The organism is Streptomyces sp. NPDC005262, from assembly GCF_042872425.1.
Lineage (GTDB): Bacteria > Actinomycetota > Actinomycetes > Streptomycetales > Streptomycetaceae > Streptomyces.
In genome coordinates this window covers 947,915-964,783 of record NZ_JBIAKK010000001.1, presented here as the reverse complement: position 1 = coordinate 964,783, position 16,869 = coordinate 947,915, and the positions used below count along the sequence as shown (strand labels likewise).

At 70.8% G+C, this 16,869-nt stretch carries 15 protein-coding genes; 6 read left to right on the top strand and 9 right to left on the bottom strand.

The features are described 5' to 3' along the window. The first annotated feature begins 168 nt into the window (after window positions 1-168). From ACFYP5_RS04350 to ACFYP5_RS04335, 4 genes are all read left to right on the top strand, one after another. Window positions 169-1,434: an outer membrane lipoprotein carrier protein LolA gene (locus ACFYP5_RS04350; RefSeq protein WP_389030262.1), complete on the top strand. Its 1,266-nt coding sequence runs from the start codon at window positions 169-171 to the stop codon at window positions 1,432-1,434. Between the two features lie 116 nt (window positions 1,435-1,550). Further along, complete coding sequence (locus ACFYP5_RS04345; protein ID WP_389030260.1) at window positions 1,551-2,537, top strand: ATP-binding cassette domain-containing protein; 987 nt, start codon at window positions 1,551-1,553, stop codon at window positions 2,535-2,537. Continuing rightward, a complete protein-coding gene (locus ACFYP5_RS04340; RefSeq protein WP_389030257.1) occupies window positions 2,524-3,411 on the top strand; it encodes an ABC transporter permease in 888 nt (295 codons plus the stop codon). Before ACFYP5_RS04345 ends, ACFYP5_RS04340 begins: the two co-directional genes overlap by 14 nt. A 197-nt stretch (window positions 3,412-3,608) precedes the next feature. Beyond that, window positions 3,609-4,199: a TetR/AcrR family transcriptional regulator gene (locus tag ACFYP5_RS04335; protein ID WP_389030254.1), complete on the top strand. Its 591-nt coding sequence runs from the start codon at window positions 3,609-3,611 to the stop codon at window positions 4,197-4,199. Between the two features lie 12 nt (window positions 4,200-4,211). Here the strand turns inward: ACFYP5_RS04335 and ACFYP5_RS04330 are convergent, their stop codons facing one another. The 3 genes from ACFYP5_RS04330 to ACFYP5_RS04320 all read right to left on the bottom strand — a co-directional run bounded on the left by ACFYP5_RS04330 (window position 4,212) and on the right by ACFYP5_RS04320 (window position 6,305). Further along, entirely contained in the window at window positions 4,212-4,760 is a 549-nt protein-coding gene (locus tag ACFYP5_RS04330) for a flavodoxin family protein (RefSeq protein WP_389030766.1), read from the bottom strand. 150 nt (window positions 4,761-4,910) lie between these two features. Continuing rightward, window positions 4,911-5,717: an HAD family hydrolase gene (locus ACFYP5_RS04325; RefSeq protein ID WP_389030251.1), complete on the bottom strand. Its 807-nt coding sequence runs from the start codon at window positions 5,715-5,717 to the stop codon at window positions 4,911-4,913. Between the two features lie 138 nt (window positions 5,718-5,855). Further along, window positions 5,856-6,305, bottom strand: coding sequence for a VOC family protein (locus ACFYP5_RS04320; protein WP_389030248.1), 450 nt, complete (start codon window positions 6,303-6,305; stop codon window positions 5,856-5,858). A gap of 438 nt (window positions 6,306-6,743) precedes the next feature. On the opposite strand from ACFYP5_RS04320, the gene ACFYP5_RS04315 reads away from it, so the two are divergent. Then, window positions 6,744-7,346: a hypothetical protein gene (locus ACFYP5_RS04315; protein ID WP_389030245.1), complete on the top strand. Its 603-nt coding sequence runs from the start codon at window positions 6,744-6,746 to the stop codon at window positions 7,344-7,346. 1 nt (window position 7,347) lies between these two features. On the opposite strand, the gene ACFYP5_RS04310 is transcribed toward ACFYP5_RS04315, so the two are convergent. The 3 genes from ACFYP5_RS04310 to ACFYP5_RS04300 all read right to left on the bottom strand — a co-directional run bounded on the left by ACFYP5_RS04310 (window position 7,348) and on the right by ACFYP5_RS04300 (window position 11,060). Beyond that, window positions 7,348-8,904: an FAD-dependent monooxygenase gene (locus tag ACFYP5_RS04310; protein ID WP_389030243.1), complete on the bottom strand. Its 1,557-nt coding sequence runs from the start codon at window positions 8,902-8,904 to the stop codon at window positions 7,348-7,350. A gap of 157 nt (window positions 8,905-9,061) precedes the next feature. Next, a complete protein-coding gene (gene rarD, locus ACFYP5_RS04305; protein ID WP_389030240.1) occupies window positions 9,062-10,063 on the bottom strand; it encodes an EamA family transporter RarD in 1,002 nt (333 codons plus the stop codon). Between the two features lie 136 nt (window positions 10,064-10,199). After that, the gene (locus ACFYP5_RS04300; RefSeq protein WP_389030237.1) at window positions 10,200-11,060 is read right to left on the bottom strand and encodes an SDR family oxidoreductase; all 861 of its coding nucleotides are present in this window, start codon (window positions 11,058-11,060) and stop codon (window positions 10,200-10,202) included. Between the two features lie 110 nt (window positions 11,061-11,170). Here ACFYP5_RS04300 and ACFYP5_RS04295 point away from each other — a divergent pair, with 110 nt between their 5' ends. Beyond that, window positions 11,171-11,560, top strand: a complete 390-nt coding sequence (locus ACFYP5_RS04295; RefSeq protein WP_389030234.1) for a winged helix-turn-helix transcriptional regulator — start codon at window positions 11,171-11,173, stop codon at window positions 11,558-11,560. 39 nt (window positions 11,561-11,599) lie between these two features. On the opposite strand, the gene ACFYP5_RS04290 is transcribed toward ACFYP5_RS04295, so the two are convergent. From ACFYP5_RS04290 to ACFYP5_RS04280, 3 genes are all read right to left on the bottom strand, one after another. Then, window positions 11,600-13,555, bottom strand: coding sequence for an APC family permease (locus ACFYP5_RS04290; RefSeq protein WP_389030231.1), 1,956 nt, complete (start codon window positions 13,553-13,555; stop codon window positions 11,600-11,602). A gap of 135 nt (window positions 13,556-13,690) precedes the next feature. After that, on the bottom strand, window positions 13,691-14,770 hold the full coding sequence (locus ACFYP5_RS04285; protein ID WP_389030228.1) for a 2-oxoacid:ferredoxin oxidoreductase subunit beta: 1,080 nt from the start codon (window positions 14,768-14,770) through the stop codon (window positions 13,691-13,693). After that, window positions 14,763-16,736, bottom strand: coding sequence for a 2-oxoacid:acceptor oxidoreductase subunit alpha (locus tag ACFYP5_RS04280; protein ID WP_389030225.1), 1,974 nt, complete (start codon window positions 16,734-16,736; stop codon window positions 14,763-14,765). The genes ACFYP5_RS04285 and ACFYP5_RS04280 overlap by 8 nt, the downstream gene beginning before the upstream one ends. Between the last annotated feature and the right edge of the window lie 133 nt (window positions 16,737-16,869).

Here is a 16,869-nt window from a genome sequence, read left to right as displayed (position 1 = left end):
TGTCATACCGCAGAGGTATGCGGAGTTGCTCCCGCGGGCTGACGCTTCGACACCTCGAATTTGGTCAGATGGAGAACAACCACTCCTGACCAAAACGGGTGAGAATGGCGGCACGGAGTGGACGAGTGCATCCGGACGGAAGCCGCCGACCACGGAGGTAGGGCACACATGGCACCGAACGACAGCGCAGAGACCACCGGCAACGCCGCGGACGAGGCCGGCGGCACCATGGCCGGCCGCCGCAGGGCGGCGCGCTACGTGGTCCCGGTCGCGGTGGCGGGGGTGGCGGCCGCGACGATCGGGCTGGTCCCGGCGCTCGCGGACTCCGGTGACCCCGATCTGCCGAAGATCACCGCGCAGCAGCTCATCGAGAAGATCGCCGCCTCGGACACCGAGCAGCTCTCCGGCACGGTGAAGATCAGCACGGACCTCGGCATCCCCTCGCTGGGCGGGCTCGCCGGCTCGCTGGCGCAGGGCGACGGAGCGCACGGCGGTTCGAGCGCCGACCCGCAGGAGAAGATGACGGAGCTCGCCTCCGGCACGCACACGCTGCGGGTGGCCACCGACGGCCCCGACAAGCAGCGCGTCTCGATACTGGACAGCGCCGCCGAGTACAGCGTGATCCGCAACGGGGACCAGGTCTGGGCGTACGACAGCAAGTCCAACGAGGCGTACCACGCGACCGGCGACAAGGCTTCGGGCCACGCGGGGAAGCGCGGCGAGGCCACGGTCCCGGACGGCGTGCCGGCCACGCCGAAGGCGTTCGCCGAAGAGGCGCTGAAGATGGCCGGCCCCACCACGTCGGTGACGGTCGACGGCACGGCTCAGGTCGCCGGACGTGACGCGTACAAGCTGGTCATCAAGCCCAAGCAGAGCGGCTCGACGATCGGCGCGATCACGGTCGCGGTCGACGCGAAGAACGGCGTACCGCTGAAGTTCACACTCTCCCCGAGCAGCGGCGGCAAGGCCGTGATCGACGCCGGGTTCACCGGCGTCGACTTCGCGAAGCCCGCCGCCTCCTCGTTCACGTTCACCCCGCCGAAGGGCGCCAAGGTGACCGAGGCCGACGACGCGAAGGCGCAGCGGCAAGCCGGTAAGCAGGCACCGGAGTTCAAGGGGCCGGGTGGACCGGCCGGGCTGGACGGCCTGGCCGGCGGCAAGGGGGTGAAGGTGATCGGTGAGGGCTGGAGCGCGGTCGCGGAGATCGAGGCGCCGGGCGGCCGGCCGGTCCCGACGTCGCCGAAGTCCGGCGATGTGCCGCCTGCGGCACAGCAGTTCCTGGACTCGTTCGGCGACAAGGTCACCGGAAAGTTCGGCTCGGGCACGGTCTTCAAGACCCGCCTGGTCAACGCACTGATGACGGACGACGGCAAGGTCTACGTCGGGCTGGTCACCAAGGACGCGCTCGTCAGGGCGGCCGACAGCGCCAACTGACGCCCCGGCACCACCCGTACTGCCCGGGCGGTCCGCACATCCCGCACCGCGCGACCGCCCCGCCGTACGCACCGTACGGCGGGGCGGTCGGTCATCCGACCCATGGGGAGTCACGCATGACAGAGACCGGCGCCATGATCGAGTCCGAGGTGGTGCCCCGGACCGGATCGGCCGTGATCGAGACCCGCGGTCTCACCAAGCGGTACCGCGGCGGCCAGCTCGCCGTCGACGGCCTCGACCTCAGCGTCCCGGCCGGCAGCGTCTTCGGCTTCCTCGGGCCCAACGGCTCCGGGAAGACCACCACGATCCGGATGCTGATGGGCCTCATCGACCCGACGTCCGGCACCGCCCGGGTCCTCGGCCACCCCATGCCGCGCGCTGCCCGCACCGTACTCCCGCAGGTCGGAGCGCTGATCGAAGGGCCCGCGCTGTACGGGTTCCTGACCGGCCGGGACAATCTCGTACGGTACGACTCCGCCGACCCGACCGCCGATCCGCGCACCCGCCGGGCCCGGGTCGCGACCGCGCTGGACCGGGTCGGGCTCGGCGCGGCGGCAGGCAAGAAGGCGAAGGCGTACTCGCTGGGCATGAAGCAGCGCCTCGGCCTGGCCGCCGCCCTGCTCCAGCCGCGCCGCCTCCTCGTCCTGGACGAGCCGACCAACGGACTGGACCCGCAGGGGATGCGCGAGATCCGCGCCCTGGTCCGGGAACTGGCGGCGGACGGCACCACCGTCTTCCTCTCCTCTCACCTCCTCGACGAGATCGAGCAGGTCTGTACGCACGCCGCGGTGATGGCCCGGGGCCGGCTGATCACCCAGGGCCCGGTGGCCGACCTCGCGGCGGGCACCCGTGGCCGGCTCACGGTCACCACCCCCGATGCGGGCGACGCCGCCCGCATCCTCAAGGAGCTCGGCGTCACCGGCATCACCGCCGACGGTGACCGGGTGAGCGCCGAGGCCCCGCCGGCCGACGTCGAACTGGCGGACCTGAACGGGGCGCTGGTCCGCGGCGGGGTGCGCGTACGGTCGTTCGGCGTCGAGCGGGCCTCGCTCGAGGACGCCTTTGTCGCACTCACCGGAGAGGGTTTCGATGTCGCAGGCTGAAACGGTCGGACCGGTGGGGGCGGTCCGGTCCCGCAACCCGCTGTGGACCTTCGGGATCCTCCGCTCCGAACTGACCACGACGCTGCGCCGCTGGCGCACGCTCGCGCTTCTCGGGGTGCTGGCCGCCGTCCCCGTACTGATCGGGATCGCGGTGAGGATCGAGACGGGCGACGGCTCGTCGGCCGGCCCGGGCGGGGGCGGCGGTCCGGCGTTCCTCTCCCAGGTGACCAACAACGGCCTGTTCCTGGTCTTCGCCGCCCTCTCGGTGACCCTGCCGGTCTTCCTCCCGATGGCCGTCGGCGTGGTCGCGGGGGACTCGATCGCGGGCGAGGCCGGTGCGGGCACCCTGCGCTATCTGCTGGTCGCGCCCGCGGGCCGGACCCGGCTGCTGCTCGCCAAGTACGCCTCCACGCTGGTGTTCTGCCTGGTCGCGACGGTGGTCGTGGCGGCGTCGGCACTGGCCGTCGGGGCGTTGCTGTTCCCGGTCGGCGAGGTCACGACGATCTCCGGGACGCAGATCGGCTTCGGTGAGGGGCTGCTGCGGGCCGGGCTGATCGCGGTGGCGGTGGCGGCGTCGCTCATCGGGTTCGCGGCGCTCGGGCTGTTCATCTCGACGCTGACCGGCAGCGGGATCGCGGCGATGGCCACGACGGTCGGGGTGCTGATCACGGTGCAGATCCTGGACTCGATCCCGCAGCTGAGCGGTATGCACCCGTATCTGTTCCCGCACTACTGGCTGTCCTTCGCGGACCTGCTGCGCGACCCCGTCTACTGGGACGACGTGGTCAAGAACCTGGGGCTGCAGGGGCTGTACGCGGCGGTGTTCGGCTCGGCCGCCTGGGCGCGCTTCACAGCGAAGGACATCACGGCCTGAGCGACGGGGGGTTCGCGGTTCCGCCCGTGCCGTCGGCCGGGCGAGCCGTCCCCCGATCGGCTCGTCGCGGCACGAACGGCACGAACGGTGCGAACAGCAGGAACGACACGCTACGTTCCGTTTCCGCCTCTGTATTGTTCGACTTCTGACGACGCCCTGTCAACAAGGATTGGACTCGACACCCCTATGCTCACGGAATGATCACATCGCCGAGTTCACTGCGCCGTAGCGAGCGATCACGACGGGCGACCCTGGACGCAGCCCTCGCACTGTGCACGGAGAAGGGGTACGGCCGCGTCACCATCGAGGCGATCGCGTCCCGGGCGGGCGTCAGCAAGAAGACGATCTACCGCTGGTGGCCGTCGAAGAGCGCGGTGCTGCTGGAGGCGTTCACGGAGGCGCTGGTCGACGCCACGCCGTTCGTCGACACGGGCGACATCGCCGCCGACATCCGTACCCATGTGACAGGCGCGGTGAGACTGCTCTCCACGCCGCCGTTCGGCCCGGCTTACGCCGGGATACTCTCCGAACTCCACCACGACGACCAACTCGCCGAAACGGTACGGACCCAGCTGATCGAACCCCGCTTCGCCGCGGCGGTGGCCCGGCTGCGCCGGGCCCAGGAGCAGGGCCAGATCCCGCCGGGCGCGGATCTGCCGCTGGCCGTGGAGATGCTCTACGGACCGGTCTACTACCGCCATGTACTGCGCAAACCGAGCCAGGACGAGGCGACGGTCGCGGCACTGGTCACGCACGTGCTCCGGGCGGTGGGTGCTCCGGAACCGTGAGGTGAGGAGCCGTCAGCCGAAGAAGGTCTTGGCGCGGGTGACGGCTGCCGTGTCGCCCAGTACGTCACCGGGCCGGGTGCCGACTCCCAGCAGCATCCCGCCCCACTCCATCCGCATGTACGAGGCGATGGTCCGCAGCGTCCCCGTCGCCGGCTCGGCGACGCTGCGGTCGGACGTCGCCAGCGCCGTCACGCCCCACAGGGTCCGCCCGCCCATCCGCTGCTTGAAGTCGAGGCCGGGCACCCGCATCCACCCCGACCAGTGGTCCAGATACCGCTTGGTGGAGGTGGACATGGCGTACCAGTACAGCGGTGACGCGAGCACCAGATCGGTCGCGCCGAGCGTCGCGTCCAGCAGGGTGGCGGCGTTCCCGGTGGGGGCGGGGTAGCGGCCGTCACCGTCGTGCCGCAGGTCCTCGAAGTCGGGGAGCGTCAGTTCGTTCAGGTTCAGCCAGCGCTGCTCGGCCTCGGGCGGCAGCTGTTCGGCGGCGAGCCGTGCGAGCTCCTCGGTGTTGCCGTCGGTGCGGCTGCTGCCGAGCAGGAACAGGAACGTGCGAGCGATCATGGCTGGTCCCCCGTGAACGGTTGCGTGCTGTGACTGTGTGCGCCTGCACTATATGCGTGTGCATATAGTTTTGGGAACGGGTTCGCGCCCCGCCTCCGCCGGCCGACGTCGTTCCGGCGCCGCACGGTTGCCGCTCCGGGTTGCGGCTCAGCCGAACACGCGCTCCAGCACGACCGCGACCCCGTCGTCCCCGTTCGACGCCGTCACCTCGTCCGCCGCCGCACGCAGGTCCGGATGGGCGTCGGCCATCGCGACCCCGTACCCGGACCGGCGGAACATCGGCAGATCGTTGGGCATGTCGCCGAACGCGATCGTGGCGGCCGGATCCACGCCCAGGGCCTCCGCGGCCAGCGCGAGCCCGGTGCCCTTGTCGATGCCGTACGGCTGGAGTTCGACCGTGCCGGGGCCGGACAGTGTGACGGTGGCCAGGTCGCCGACGACGGCGCGGGCCGCGGCGGCCAGCGCGTCGTCCGTGAGCTCGGGGTGGCGGACGAGGACCTTGACGATCGGGGTGGCCCACAACTCGCCCCGGTGGCCTGTCCGCTGGGCGGGGAGAGCCGGATGCGGCATCAGATAGCCCGGCTCGATCAGTGTCCGGCCCTCGGGCCCGTCCTGGTCCACGGCGGCGAAGACCGGACCCACCTGGGCCTCGATCTTGCCGAGCGCGGTGTCGGCCAGGTCCCGGTCCAGCGTGGCCGCGTGCACCATGCGCCCGGTTCCGGCGTCGTACAGCTGTGTGCCCTGGCCGCAGACCGCGAGACCCCGGTAGTCCAGCTCCGCGAGCAGGTTCCGTATTCCCGGCACCGGCCGCCCTGTGACCACGAGATGGGGCGCCCCCGCCGCCGCGGCCAGGGCGAGCGCGGCACGGGAGCGGGGGCTGACGGTGTCGTCGTGGCGCAGCAGGGTGCCGTCCAGGTCCGTCGCGACGAGGGCATATGCGGGTGGGATGGGCATGTGCCAAGCCTAGGGAGATCCGCTTCCTGCCGTACGGCCCTGACCTGCGCGGACGGTCCGGGTTTCGGCGCGCGGCGGCGACCCGGCAGGGGCATAGCCGGAGGAACCGCGCAGAGCGGGAGGCCCGGACCCGCCGCGTCACTGCACGCAGAACTCGTTGCCCTCCGGATCGGCCATCACCCACCAGGTGCCCCCCGGCTCCTCCACCTTGTGCAGTCGTGTCGCCCCCAGACCCTCCAGCCGCGCTGCCTCGGCGTCACGTCGTCCCGGGCCGGCGTGCACGTCCAGATGGAGCCGGTTCTTCCCCGACTTCGTTTCCGGAACGCGCTGGAACAGCAGCCGGCGCCCGAGGCCCGTGCCGCTCTCCTCCTCGTACGGATCGTCCGGGTGCCGTACCGCCGCGAGGTCCCGCCAGGCCCGGCGGCCGTGCGACTCCACGGTGGCCTCCTCCGATACGACTCCGAGGGTGAGCAGCCGCTCGATCAGCGCGCTGTGGTCCTCGACCGGATAGTCGAGTGTCAGGGCCCAGAAGTCGGCCTGGGCGTGCGGGTCCGTGGCATCGATGACTAGCTTCCAGTGCAGGGTCATGGAAACCGTTCGTAGTGGTTACCTGAGAGAGTCGGCAACCGGCGCGCCGGGAACGGTACTTCACGCCTCCGAAGGGCGGCCGGATCGCTCCGGCCCCGGCCTTCTGTGCCTGGAGCCGCTCCCTGCCGGCTGTCACGGCAGATATCCGCGGTACGACGTGCTGCACGCCCCCGCCGGTCCGGTGCGGATGGCGGGGGAGAGCCGGCCCCGGCTCGGACGGATCTCACGGTGAGCGGCGGTGCACCGGCGTGCGCCCGTGAACTGCGCTCCTCTCTCCGGAGGTTGGCCACTGCCCGGCGCTCGGGACGCCTGCGCCCCGGCCGGCGGCCCGGACCGTTACCCGCGACGCCCCACGCCGTCGGCCGTGAGGTACCTTCGCGCAGGTCAGCCAGTGGTGACAACAGTCCCCACTGCCCCGCCGTCCAGAACAGGCGCCACGTGACCAACCCGCCCGACAGCAGCCAGTCCATACGGTCCGTCAGGACCTCGACGGCCCGGATCCGTATGCGCCCGGTCCTCGCCGCCGTCCTCCTGGCCGCCGTGCTCACCGCCTGCGGCAGCAGCCCCGACGAGCACGGCAGTCCCGGCGGCCACGCTGTGCCCACGGGTTCCGTCGGCTCGGGGGTGGTCGACGGCGCCGTGCCGAGCCCGGCCGACCGGACCGTCTCGGGACTGCGCGACGACACCCGCCACGTCACGCGGAGGACCACCACGGGCACCCGGCCGCGGATGGTCAAGCGCTGCACGACCCGTGTCAGGAAGGTCAAGCACACCTCCACCAGCGGCACAGGCCGCCGGAAGAGGACCCGGACCTGGTACACCGACGACTCGTACAAGGACTGCAAGAAGGTCCAGCAGGGCACCACGCGCTACACCCGTGTCGTGCGCCGGGCGCGCTGGTGCGTCGAACTCGACAACGTCGGCGGCAACGCCGCCAAGGACGACGTCTGGTACGAGGTCGAGTCGGACGTCTACCGCAAGGCCACCGAGCTCAAGGAGGGCGCCAAGCTGTCCTTCACTCCGCTGCGCAGGGGCTGCTGACTCACGCCGGCCGGTCGAGGTAGTCCACCACGGCCCGGCCGTCCGTGGCCGGAGCGATCAGACCCACGTGGTTGTCGGGCCGGACCAGGACGAGGGTGTCCTCACCCGGCACGATCCCGTACGCCGAGTGGGCATGGCCCTCGTCGTCGGCCAGGCCGTCCGTGTTCGCCGGGTCCAGCGCGTACGCCCGCAACGCGTCGCCGTACTTCGCGGTCGCCTCCCGCAGCGCCCCGGCCGTGCCCGCGCCGAAGCCCAGCAGGGTGAAGTGCGGTCCGGCGAATGCGTCGAACAGGCGGATCGGTGCGCCGGTCGCGTTCTTGCGGCAGGGGGCGTCAGGAGCGCGGTCTCCAGCCCGAAGCGGACCGGTGGAGTTCTTGCCCGTGCCGTCGTCGGAGAGGGAGCTCCAGCGGTAGCCGCGGCTCAGGCCGGTGGTCTCCGGGGTGGCCGCCGCGTCCAGCCCGCCGCCCGGCTCCTTGATCGCTTCGAGTGTCGCCCGCAGCCGCTCGGAGGTGATGTCCAGCGTCCAGGAGGCGACCGGCAGCCGCTCCTCCTCGTAGGTGTCGAGCAGGGCCGGTCCTGCCTGTCCGCCGATGACCAGCGCGAGTTTCCAGCCCAGGTTGAACGCGTCCTGGATCCCGGTGTTCATGCCCAGGCCGCCCGCCACCGAGTGCACGTGCGCGGCGTCGCCGGCCAGGAACGCGCGGCCCACCCGGTAGCGGTCGACCATGCGGACATTGACCCGGTACGTGGACAGCAAGGTGGCGTTCGACAGGTGGGTGGCCGGCAGTCCGGTGTGCCGGGCGAAGAGCCGGCGGAAGCTCTCCAGCGACGGGGGGACGGGTGCTCCCGAGGCATCGGTCTCGGGTCCCGCCTGGAACCACCAGCCCGACGGCGTACCCGGGATCGGGCACAGCATCACGGCGCCGTCCTCGTCGAACCACTGATGCCAGTAGCCGCGGTCGAGGCCGTCCGCCTCGACGTCGCCGCAGACCATCATCTGCTCCTCGTTCGTCCGCCCTTCGAACGGGATGCCGAGGAGTTTCCGTACCGCACTGTGGCCGCCGTCGCAGCCCACCACGTAACGCGCCTCGATGTCCCTGCCGTCGGCGACCGACGCGGTCACCGAGTCCGGTCCCTCCCTCAGCCCCGTCACCTCGGCGGACAGCTCCACCTGCACGCCGTACTCCGCGAGGCGGGACCGCAGGATCTCCTCCAGCTTCCACTGGGCGATCATCCATGGCCGGTCGTACGGGGCGTCGGGTGCCGGGCGCGATGCGGCGAACGGGTCGGCGTCGGCGACCGGCACCCCGTCCCGGTACTTGCGCATGGGCAGCGGCGCCGAGCCGGCGGCCATGATCGCCTCGACGACACCGAGATCGGCCAGGACCTCCAGGGAGCGGGGGTTGGGTCCCTTGGCCCGCGAGCTGCGCGGGAACTCGGGGGACTTGTCGATGATCCGTACGGGGACCGAGCGGCGGGCGAGGTCGCAAGCCAGGGTGAGTCCCGTCGGTCCGGCCCCCACGATCAGGACGGCGGCCGGGGGCGGGGATGCGGTCATGGGCACTCCTCGATTGCGTTTCCGTGGACATCCAGGAAAACGCAACGGAGTTAAAAAAGCAACCGAGTCACATTTGATTGTCGGCCGTGGTCACCCCGGCTTCGCGGGCGGCGCGCGCAACCACGATCCGGCCCACCGGTGACGCCCGGTGCGCCGATCACTGCCCTTGGGCTGCGTACGGGGAAGGGTCCCCGTCCGCCGGAAGCTCCTGCGGAAGGCGCTGCGACGGGGGCTGCGGCCGCGACGACGCGGCGAGCTGCGCCGCCTGCGTCCTCGTCCGCCGCGCAGTCCGGAACGCGTCCCACGTCAGCAGCGTGAGCGCCAGCCACACCAGCGCGAACCCGGCCCACCGCTCCGGCGGCATCGCCTCGTGGAAGTACAGGATGCCGAGGCCGAACTGGAAGACCGGAGCCAGATACTGGAGCAGGCCCAGTGTGGAGAGCGGTACGCGGATCGCCGCGGCCCCGAACAGGACCAGGGGTGCGGCCGTCACGACACCCGTCGCGGCGAGCAGCGCCGCATGGCCCGCACCCGCGGACACGAACGTCGCGTCGCCCTGCGCCCCGAGCCACAGCAGATACCCGAGCGCTGGCACGAACAGCACGGCGGTCTCCGCGCTGAGCGACTCCAGGCCGCCCATGTTGACCTTCTTCTTCACCAGGCCGTACGTCGCGAAGGAGAACGCCAGGGTCAACGAGATCCACGGCGGACGCCCGTATCCGATCGCCAGCACCAGCACCGCCGCGACGCCGGTGCCGACCGCCACCCACTGCACCGGGCGCAGCCGTTCGCCGAGAAGCAGGACGCCCATGGCGATGGTCACCAGAGGGTTGATGAAGTAGCCGAGTGACGCCTCGACGACATGGCCGTTGTTCACCGACCAGATGTACAGACCCCAGTTGACGGTGATGACGGCCGCGGCGATCGCGATCAGTCCCAGCTTCTTCGGCTGCCGTACCAGCTCGCCGATCCATGCCCAGCGGCGCAGCGCGAGCAGCGCGAGGCCGACGACGGCGAGCGACCAGACCATGCGGTGGGCGAGGATCTCGATCGCCCCGGACGGCTTCAGCAGCGGCCAGAAGAGGGGGACCAGGCCCCACAGGCCGTACGCGCCGAAGCCGGACAGCAAGCCCGCCCGCTGTTCATTTGTCCCCGCCACGGGCCCTCCCGGCATCCTCCGCGTCAGCCATTCGGCTGCACCGCCAACTGCACGACGGTAACGCCACGAGGGCCCGGTGTCATACCCGTATTGCGATACGGTCATGACGCCGGGCCGGGCCCGGTCGAGGAACGCCCTACGCGGCGGCGACCGCGGCGGCCACCGTCTCGGCGAGCGGCGTCGTCGGGCGGCCGATCAGGCGGGCCAGGTCGCCGTTGGTCCCGGCGAGCAGCCCGCGCGCGATCGCCTCGTCGACGTCGACCAGGATCGCCGCGAAGTCCTCGGGCAGGCCGGCGCCGACCAGGATCTCCTGGTGCACGGCGGCGGGGACGTCGTTGTACGCGATCTCCTTGCCGGTGGCCTCCGACACCTCGGCCGCGTACTCGGCGAGCGACCAGGCGACATCGCCGCTCAGCTCGTAGGCCTTGCCGAGGTGGCCCTCGCCGGTCAGCGCGGCGGCTGCCGCGGCCGCGTAGTCGGCGCGCGTGGCGGAGGCGACCCGGCCCTCGCCCGCGTTGGAGACGACGGCGCCGTGTGCCAGGGCGGGGGCGAGGTTCGCCGTGTAGTTCTCGGTGTACCAGCCGTTGCGCAGGAAGGTGTGGGGCAGGCCCGAGTCGAGGATCAGCCGCTCGGTGACCTTGTGCTCGGCGGCCAGCCGGAAGTCGGCGTCGGGGCCGCCCAGCACGCCGGTGTACGCGAGCTGTGCGACGCCCGCCGCCTTGGCCGCTCCGATGACGGCGGTGTGCTGCGGCACGCGCCTGCCGACCTCGTTGCCGGAGATGAGCAGGACCCGGTCCCCGGCCTTGAAGGCGTCGCTGAGGGTCTCGGGCCGGTCGTAGTCGGCGATCCGCAGCTCGACGCCGCGGGCGGCCAGGCCGGCGGCCTTCTCCTTGTTGCGGACGACGGCGGCGATCCCGCTCGCGGGCACGGTGGCCAGCAGCTCGTCGATGACGAGACGGCCGAGCTCTCCGGTGGCTCCGGTGACGACGATGCTCATGGGGGGTTTCTCCTCTTTGGGCGCTCTGGTCCTCGTTCGGGTTCTCTGTCGCTCACCTTATGGGCAGCACTAACTGAGGGAAAGTACCCACTCTGAAGTAAGGTACTGGTATGAGCGTAAGCAGGATGCCGAATGTGAACCGGCAGATGTGCCCCTCCCGGCTGGTGCTCGAACACGTCACCAGCCGCTGGGGCGTCCTCGTCCTCGCGGCGCTGCTGGAGCGCTCGTACCGGTTCAGCGAACTGCGCCGCGAGGTCGGCGGCGTCAGCGAGAAGATGCTGGCCCAGACCCTCCAGACACTGGAGCGGGACGGATTCGTGCACCGGGACGCCAAGCCGGTGATCCCGCCACGGGTGGACTACACGCTCACCGAGCTGGGCAAGGAGGCCGCCGAGCAGGTGTGGGGGCTGGCGCGCTGGACCGAGCGGCGCCTCGACGCCGTACACGCGGCCCGTGAGTCGTACGACGCGCGGAAGGCGACGCCCGACCAGCCGGGCTGAGGCGGCTCGCGGGCGGTCGGTTCCAGGGGCAGGTGGCGCTCAGTCGGGTTGAGGGGCCCGCCCCTCCGCCAGCGCCCGCAGCGCGCGCGAGACGTCGAACGGCAGGATCGTCACCGCCACGTGCGGCAGCTGCTCCAGCGCGATGGCCATCGCCTCGCCGGTGCCCCGGTGAAGGATCTTCCCGAGCGCGTTGGAATACAGCCGCCGCGGTACGAGCACCGTCAGCGAGGTCTGCCCGTCGGCCGTGGTCCGGGTCGCGAGCTCCTTCATCGCGTGACGCAGCCGCCGGTCCGGGCACGCCACCAGCTCCAGCGACACGGACGTCGCGGCCGTCGCCTCCCAGCGGGATGCCAGCCGTCTGCCGTGTGCCTCGTCGATCGAGAAGTGCACCGCCCGGATCTCGTCCGGCCGCAGCTCATGGGCGTACCGCAGCGCCTTCAGCGTCGCCAGGTCGAGTGTGTCGACGAGGACGAAGACCAGATGGCGCCGGACCCGTGGCCGGTCGGCGCCCGGAGCCTGGATGCTCTGGAGCGCGGCGGCCTCGCGCCGGTACTCGCGGTTGATCCGCGTCAGCGCCCAGACGCCGAGCGGAAAGACCACCACGACCAGCCAGGCGCCCTCGGTGAATTTGGTGATGGCGAAGATCAGCACCACGGCGGCCGAGATGACCGCGGCCAGCGCGTTGACCGCGATCTTCACCCGGCGGTAGGGCTCGCGGCGGCGCAGGTGGTACGCGGTGAGGCCGGACCCGGCCATGGTGAACGCGGTGAACACACCGATCGCGTACAGCGCCACGAGCTTGTCCACGCTGGCGCCGGTGACCAGCAGCAGCGCCAGCGAGACGACGGTCAGCGCGATGATTCCGTTGGAGAACGCCAGCCGGTGCCCGCGCCGGGTCAGCACCCGCGGCAGGAACCGGTCCGCGGCCACGAAGCTGGCGAGGAACGGGAAGCCGGTGAAGGGCGTGTTGGCACCCGTATAGAGGACCAGGGCGGTCGCCAGCTGCACGAAGGTCAGCCCGACCATCCCCAACGGTCCGCTGCCGAAGGCGAGATGGGCCTCCTGTGCGATGACGGTCGGCGTGCCGTCGGTGTACGGGACGGCGTGCGTGAAATGCGCCAGGGTGGAGACGCCGAGGACGAGGACGCCGAGTACACAGCTCATGGTGATGAGCGTGCGGCGGGCGTTGCGGCCCTGCGGCTCGCGGAACGCGGAGATGCCGTTGGAGATCGCTTCGAGTCCGGTGAGCGACGAGCCGCCGTTGGCGAAGGACCGCAGCACGATGAAGAGCGAGGCGCCGTAGAGCCAGCCGTTGCCCGGCGTGCCCAGCGGCACCACCCCCGGCGCGTGCAGATCGGCGTGCGGCAGCCCGCCCGTCAGCCCGCGCGCCCCGGCGACGACCAGCACCAGACCGACCGCGGCCATGAAGAGATAGGCGGGCAGTGCGAAGGTCCGGCCGGCCTCGCGGATGCCACGCAGATTCCCGTACGCGAGCAGCACGATCACCGCTACGGAGACCGGCAGCTGCAGATGGTCCAGGCCGGTCCAGCCGCCGCCGATCAGATGGGCCAGCGAGATGAGGGCGTTCGTGCCGGCCGAGACCTGGACGGCGACGGTCACGATGTAGTCGACGAGCAGGGCCACGGAGGCGATCTGCGCGATGTTCGGCCCGAAGTTCTCCCGTGCGACGACGTACGAACCGCCCGCCCGGGTGTAGATCATGACGACATCGCTGTAACAGAGCGTCAGGAGCAGCAGGACGAACAGGATCGCGCCGGTCACCGGCATGAGCAGGGTGAAGGCCGCCGCGCCGACGACGGGCACGAGGACCCGCAGCATCTCCTCGGAGCCGTACGCGGACGAACTGATGCAGTCGGAGGCGAGTACCCCGAGCGCCGTCCGGTTGCTCAGTTTCTCGTCGCTGATGCGCTCGGTGGTGAGGGGCTTGCCGAGCAGATGCCGTTTGACGCGGTACGCGGGACGGTCCAGGGCCATGGGCACATGAGAACGGGTGCCGGACCGGGAGCGGTGAAGACTCCCCGGTCCGGCACCCGTACGGTGTGCCCGTCCGCGTCCCGGCGCCTTTCATCCGGGTCCTGCCGGCTCGTGCGCCGATCCGAGGGCAGGGCGCTACCCGATGACCGTCCAGTTGTCGTTACCGGCGAGCAGCGCGGCCAGGTCGCCCTTGCCGTTCTGCTCGATCGCGGTGTCGAGCTGCTCGGCCATCTGCGTGTCGTAGACCGGACGCTCCACGCTGCGCAGCACCCCGATCGGGGTCTGGTGCAGGGTGTCGGGGTCGGCGAGCCGGGACAGCGCGAACGCCGTGGTGGGGCTGGCGGCGTGCGCGTCGTGGATCAGGACCTGCGACTCGTTCTCCGCGGTGACCTCGACGACCTTGAGGTCACCGGTGGCCGGGTCGCGTACGACACCCTTGGACTGCCCGGTGCCGAAGCGGATCGGCTGCCCGTGCTCCAGCCGGATCACCGCGTTCTCGGCCTGGTCCTTGTCCTTGAGGACCTCGAACGCGCCATCGTTGAAGATGTTGCAGTTCTGGTAGATCTCCACCAGCGCCGTACCGGGGTGGGCCGCCGCCTCGCGCAGCACGCTCGTGAGGTGCTTGCGGTCGGAGTCCACGGTGCGGGCGACGAACGACGCCTCCGCGCCGAGGGCCAGCGACACCGGGTTGAAGGGGGCGTCGAGCGAGCCCATCGGCGTCGACTTGGTGATCTTGCCGACCTCGCTCGTCGGTGAGTACTGGCCCTTGGTGAGCCCGTAGATCCGGTTGTTGAACAGCAGGATCTTCAGGTTCACATTGCGGCGCAGCGCATGGATCAGGTGGTTGCCGCCGATGGACAGCGCGTCGCCGTCACCCGTGACGACCCAGACGGACAGGTCGCGCCGCGAGGAGGCCAAGCCGGTGGCGATGGCCGGGGCGCGGCCGTGGATCGAGTGCATCCCGTACGTGTTCATGTAGTACGGGAACCGGGAGGAGCAGCCGATGCCGGAGACGAAGACGATGTTCTCCTTCGCCAGGCCGAGCTCGGGCATGAAGCCCTGCACGGCGGCGAGGACCGCGTAGTCACCGCAACCGGGGCACCAGCGCACTTCCTGGTCGGACTTGAAGTCCTTCATGGACTGCCTGGCCTCGGCCTTGGGCACCAACTGCAGGGCGGGGAGCCCCGTAGGCAGTGCCTGGTCGGTGTTAGGCATCGATGGCCTCCTTGAGAGCTGTCGCGAGCTGCTCGGCCTTGAACGGCATGCCGTTGACCTGGTTGTAACTGTGCGCGTCGACCAGATACTTCGCCCGGACGAGCGTAGCCAGCTGGCCGAGGTTCATCTCCGGGACGACCACCTTGTCGTAACGCTTCAACACCTCGCCGAGATTCCTCGGGAACGGGTTGAGGTGGCGCAGATGGGCCTGGGCGATCGGATGCCCGCCCGCGCGCAGCCGGCGGACGGCGGCGGTGATCGGGCCGTACGTGGAGCCCCAGCCCAGGACCAGGGTCCGGGCGCCGGCCGGGTCGTCGACCTCCAGGTCGGGGACCTCGATGCCGTCGACCTTCGCCTGGCGGGTGCGGACCATGAAATCGTGGTTCGCCGGGTCGTACGAGATGTTGCCGGTGCCGTCCTGCTTCTCGATGCCGCCGATGCGGTGTTCGAGACCGGGAGTGCCGGGAACGGCCCACGGGCGGGCCAGGGTGTGCGGGTCGCGCTTGTACGGCCAGAACACCTCGGTGCCGTCGGCCAGCTCATGGTTGGGCCCGGTGGCGAACTGCACGCGCAGGTCCGGAAGTTCGTCGATGTCCGGGATCCGCCACGGCTCGGAGCCGTTGGCCAGATAGCCGTCCGAGAGCAGGAAGACCGGTGTGCGGTACGTCAGTGCGATCCGGGCCGCGTCGATCGCGGCGTCGAAGCAGTCGGCCGGGGTCCTCGGTGCCACGATCGGCACCGGGGCCTCGCCGTTGCGCCCGTACATCGCCTGGAGCAGGTCCGCCTGCTCGGTCTTGGTGGGCAGACCGGTGGACGGGCCACCGCGCTGGATGTCGATGACGAGCAGCGGCAGTTCGAGCGAGACGGCGAGACCGATGGTCTCCGACTTCAGGGCCACACCGGGCCCGGACGTCGTCGTCACGGCGAGCGAGCCGCCGAACGCCGCGCCGAGCGCGGCGCCGATGCCCGCGATCTCGTCCTCCGCCTGGAAGGTGCGGACGCCGAAGTTCTTGTGCTTGCTGAGCTCGTGCAGGATGTCGGAGGCCGGGGTGATCGGGTACGAGCCCAGGTAGAGCGGCAGATCCGCCTGCCGGCTCGCGGCGATCAGCCCGTACGACAGGGCGAGGTTCCCGGAGATGTTCCGGTACGTACCGGTGGGGAAGGTGTGCGACGCGGGCGCCACCTCGTAGCTGACCGCGAAGTCCTCGGTCGTCTCACCGAAATTCCAGCCCGCCCGGAACGCGGCCACGTTCGCCTCGGCGATCTGCGGTTTCTTGGCGAACTTCGCCCGCAGGAACGCCTCGGTGCCGTCGGTCGGCCGGTGGTACATCCAGGAGAGCAGCCCGAGCGCGAACATGTTCTTCGAACGCTCGGCCTCCTTGCGGGAGAGCCCGAACTCCTTGAGCGCCTCGATCGTCAGCGTCGTCAGTGGCACCGGATGGACGTTGTACGCCTGCAGCGAGCCGTCCTCCAGGGGGCTGGTCTCGTAGCCCACCTTCGCCATCGGGCGCTTGGTGAACTCATCCGTGTTGACGATGATTTCGGCGCCGCGCGGCACATCGGCGATGTTCGCCTTCAGCGCCGCGGGGTTCATCGCGACCAGCACGTTCGGTGCGTCGCCCGGCGTGAGGATGTCATGGTCGGCGAAGTGCAACTGGAACGACGAGACGCCCGGCAGGGTGCCTGCGGGGGCCCGGATCTCGGCCGGGAAGTTCGGCAGCGTCGACAGGTCGTTCCCGAACGACGCCGTCTCGGAGGTGAACCGGTCACCTGTGAGCTGCATGCCGTCTCCGGAGTCACCCGCGAAGCGAATGATCACCCGGTCCAGGCGGCGGATCTCTTTCCCGTCGGCGCCCGGTGCTGCGGACCGGGGGGCTCGCTGCTCCCCGAGAACAGCCTCACTGGCCTGATCGGCGTCGTTGGCCTCATCGGCCTGGTCGGCTGGGCTACTGACCTGGCTGGTCACTGAACTGGACCTCCCTCGGGGCGGCGGCTCGGGACCCTCCGGCCCGCCGGCGGTCCCAAGGCCCACCCTACGTCGGTAAGGGTCGCCTTCCCCGGACCGGTCACATGGTGGACGCCACTATGAGACGCCTTTT

What these genes read in the sequence shown, in the direction of transcription:
- ACFYP5_RS04285 (WP_389030228.1), bottom strand. Translation starts at nt 14,770, where the DNA reads ATGCCTAACACCGACCAGGCACTGCCTACGGGGCTCCCCGCCCTGCAG.
- ACFYP5_RS04340 (WP_389030257.1), top strand. Translation starts at nt 2,524, where the DNA reads ATGTCGCAGGCTGAAACGGTCGGACCGGTGGGGGCGGTCCGGTCCCGC.
- ACFYP5_RS04310 (WP_389030243.1), bottom strand. Translation starts at nt 8,904, where the DNA reads ATGACCGCATCCCCGCCCCCGGCCGCCGTCCTGATCGTGGGGGCCGGA.
- ACFYP5_RS04290 (WP_389030231.1), bottom strand. Translation starts at nt 13,555, where the DNA reads ATGGCCCTGGACCGTCCCGCGTACCGCGTCAAACGGCATCTGCTCGGC.
- ACFYP5_RS04320 (WP_389030248.1), bottom strand. Translation starts at nt 6,305, where the DNA reads ATGACCCTGCACTGGAAGCTAGTCATCGATGCCACGGACCCGCACGCC.
- ACFYP5_RS04350 (WP_389030262.1), top strand. Translation starts at nt 169, where the DNA reads ATGGCACCGAACGACAGCGCAGAGACCACCGGCAACGCCGCGGACGAG.
- ACFYP5_RS04300 (WP_389030237.1), bottom strand. Translation starts at nt 11,060, where the DNA reads ATGAGCATCGTCGTCACCGGAGCCACCGGAGAGCTCGGCCGTCTCGTC.
- ACFYP5_RS04295 (WP_389030234.1), top strand. Translation starts at nt 11,171, where the DNA reads ATGAGCGTAAGCAGGATGCCGAATGTGAACCGGCAGATGTGCCCCTCC.
- ACFYP5_RS04345 (WP_389030260.1), top strand. Translation starts at nt 1,551, where the DNA reads ATGACAGAGACCGGCGCCATGATCGAGTCCGAGGTGGTGCCCCGGACC.
- ACFYP5_RS04335 (WP_389030254.1), top strand. Translation starts at nt 3,609, where the DNA reads ATGATCACATCGCCGAGTTCACTGCGCCGTAGCGAGCGATCACGACGG.
- ACFYP5_RS04325 (WP_389030251.1), bottom strand. Translation starts at nt 5,717, where the DNA reads ATGCCCATCCCACCCGCATATGCCCTCGTCGCGACGGACCTGGACGGC.